This window comes from Shewanella sp. SG41-4 (genome assembly GCF_014164505.1).
Taxonomy (GTDB): domain Bacteria; phylum Pseudomonadota; class Gammaproteobacteria; order Enterobacterales; family Shewanellaceae; genus Shewanella.
The window spans coordinates 1-3,169 of record NZ_JACJFI010000360.1; the positions used below are offsets into that span (position 1 = coordinate 1).

At 38.8% G+C, this 3,169-nt stretch carries 2 protein-coding genes; one reads left to right on the forward strand and one right to left on the reverse strand.

Annotated elements, in window-relative coordinates:
* Positions 1–333: 333 nt before the first annotated feature.
* Positions 334–2,073, forward strand: coding sequence for a DUF885 domain-containing protein (locus tag H5202_RS19575; RefSeq protein WP_182773539.1), 1,740 nt, complete (start codon positions 334–336; stop codon positions 2,071–2,073).
* A 152-nt stretch (positions 2,074–2,225) separates the two neighbouring features.
* On the opposite strand, the gene H5202_RS19580 is transcribed toward H5202_RS19575, so the two are convergent.
* The gene (locus H5202_RS19580; RefSeq protein ID WP_182773540.1) at positions 2,226–2,834 is read right to left on the reverse strand and encodes a flavin reductase family protein; all 609 of its coding nucleotides are present in this window, start codon (positions 2,832–2,834) and stop codon (positions 2,226–2,228) included.
* Between the last annotated feature and the right edge of the window lie 335 nt (positions 2,835–3,169).

Genomic DNA, 3,169 nt, shown 5'->3' on the forward strand with positions numbered 1-3,169 from the left:
GTGTATTGCCAATGGTGTCGATTCTATGATGGCACTTGATAGCGAAGACTTTGCTTTTTAAGCTAGCCAATCACTTAATTAACTAAAATCGATTGAGATTATCAATAGAAAAAACCGTAGTGACTACCACTGCGGTTTTTTATTGGCTGCGAAGTAACAATACAGATGTAACTCATGCACTGACTGTTTTTCTAATCATTACGGCAAATAATTTCTGTTGAGGACCTTATTTGTTGATCACTATTCGTTACAGATTAGTTAATTCAGTGCTCATCACTTTAGAACCTTATTCGGTTATAGTAATGGCTTCATAACAAAAAAGGGATTAAGCCGATGTCAGGCAAAATGCTCACTTCTGTGATTCCACTACTTGCTCTTATTCCGTTCGCGTCATCAGCGGAATCTTGGGTTGATGTCAGTAATGTATACACCAACAAACAAATTCAGGTAACGAGTCAATTTCAACCCGAAATGGCGAGTTCAATTGGCATTACTGAAACCGATAGTCAATGCAGCAGCATTACTAAGGCACAACAAGATAAGTATATTCGTACTCTTGAAACCAGCAAAAGGACTTTGTTACAAGCGCTTACTACTGAAAAGTCATTGCAGGTTCGTCAAGACCTCAACATTATTATCAACAATATTGATCAGACCATTGCCTCGGGTAAATTAGAAGATAAATACATGTTGCCTTGGGTGGACGTGCCGTTAATTATATTTAGAGGCGTGTCGGCATTATTAGATGACCAAATGTCAGATACACGTAAACAAGCGGCTAATACTCGTTTAGCGTGTTATGTCGGTAAAACGGGTCAACCTGCGTTAACTGAACAAGCCAAAACCTTGTATGAAGCCGCATTAGCCAACAAAAAGTTAATTGGGCCAACAAAAGAAGAAGTTAACCAAGCCCTGGCAAGAACCGATACCTTATTGCAAGGTTTGCAGCAGTTGTTTGAGAAAAATGAATTCATAAAAGCCGATGAGAATCTGTCGCTACTAAAGCAGCAAATTGCAGATTACCGTCAGTGGGCAGAAAAAACCGTTATTCCAACTAGCCGAGATGACTTCCGCTTACCGTCAGAAATATACGCTTTAAAACTCAAAACAGTTGGCATTGATATCGAACCTGAGTTGTTAATTGAACGCGCGAAAGCAAGCTATATGATAACCAAAGCCAACATGCAGGCGTTAGCGCCGTTGGTTGCGCAAAAGTTTAATATGCCATCAAGTGATTATCGCGATGTGATAAAAGCACTTAAAAAAGACTCTTTAGGCAACGATAAGATTGAAGATCATTATCGAGCCATTAATAAAAAACTTGAAGCGTTAATCACTCAGCAAAAAGTGGTCAATTTACCTCAGCGCGACATGATTATGCGATTGGCCAGCGAAGCAGAAGCTGCGGGCAGTCCAGCGCCTCATATGTTGCCGCCACCGTTTATTGGCAATACTGGTGAACAAGGCCAATTTGTACTGACAACCGGTAACCCTGCATTAACGGGGGATGCTGCATACGATGACTTTAATTTTAATGCGGTTGCTTATACATTAAGTGCTCATGAAGGCAGACCTGGTCACGAATTACAATTTGCGGTCATGTTGGAGCAGGGCGTGTCTTTGGCCCGCGTGTATTATGCTTTTAACAGTGTCAACGTTGAAGGTTGGGCACTGTATGCCGAAGCTGAAATGTTACCGTATCTACCTATTGAAGCACAGCTTATTGCACTTCAGCATCGACTATTACGTAACGCTCGCGCCATGTTAGATCCTATGCTGAATTTGGGTCTAACGACAAAAGAGAACGCCTATTCACTATTACTTAATGACGTGGTGTTTTCAGAAGCGGCAGTGAAACAAGAAGTTGATCGATACACCATGAGAATGCCTGGCCAGGCTGGCAGTTACTTTTATGGTTTGTCACGATTGTTAGAAATTCGAGCCGATGTAGAAATTGCCCTCGGTGATAAATTTGATCGTCTAGCGTTTAATAACTTTGTGTTAGAGCAAGGATTAATTCCACCAAACCTAATGGCTGAAGCTGTTAAAGAACGCTTTTTAACTAAAAAATAAAATGTGTTGATATTGATAAAAAATCCCATTTAGTTAAATGGGATTTTTTTATACAAAACTTCTAGTGATTGTTGTATTTTAATGTTGCCGCACTCGCGATTAATTTGCTTACTATTGAAAAGTTACTCATCTGATAGAATCGTAATTAACAACTATTTTTTTGCATATGGTAAACGATTCTGTTTACTGCTTGTGTGGTAACAATCAAGCCCGGTAATCGCTACCGTATCAATGGCTTGTAAATCTATAAACCCATCTGTTTGAACCGCATCATCGTCTACATACACATCTACTATTTCACCAATAACAAACTCAGTACCATTGATGGCTAAATGTTGATGTTCTACTAGTTTAACTGAATATTTTAGGCGGCTTTCTTTTACAAAAGGGGCGCTAAAGTCTGATAGGTATTCAGGGGTTAATCCCGTCGCTTCAAACTCTGATTCACCTTCATCATAACGAGCAGATGTTTGATGAGCTTGCTCATAAATAGATTGATTGACTTGATTAATGGTATACAAGCCGGTTTGTAAAATATTTTCAAAGGTATGACGCGGCACACTATGAGGCCGGATTATCATACCCACTAACGGGGGATTTGCACCGAGATGAATGACCGAGCTCACAATAGATAAATTAGTATTACCTTGTCGATCTTGTGTTCCGATAAGATTTGCACTTTTAAATCCAGACAACGAATTAATAAAATGTGCGCGAGTACGAGTTTCAAGCGCGTCTATGTGCTCTTTAGAAAAATGCATTAAAAGTCCTTAACACTTAGTAGTGCAACCTTATCAATCAAATTAGTAGGTTCATCAATTAGATCTACATGTGGAATATAGTACGTCAATGTGTATTCTGTGGAGTCTAGACCATAAATCGTTTCATCTGATTGTGTTTTCGCTTGTAAATGACTCAGTATCCTTATGTTGTAACCAACTGATATTAAAGTTAAATAAATTAAACCAAGATACTTAAAATATGCTTTTTTCATGTTAGTTTGTTTCTAGCTACTGTATTTCGATACTGCGCAGTGGTCAATTGCCTTGATAAAAAACCATCATGTAACTCATGTAATCGCTTTAATTATTTAATC

What these genes read in the sequence shown, in the direction of transcription:
- H5202_RS19575 (WP_182773539.1), top strand. Translation starts at nt 334, where the DNA reads ATGTCAGGCAAAATGCTCACTTCTGTGATTCCACTACTTGCTCTTATT.
- H5202_RS19580 (WP_182773540.1), bottom strand. Translation starts at nt 2,834, where the DNA reads ATGCATTTTTCTAAAGAGCACATAGACGCGCTTGAAACTCGTACTCGC.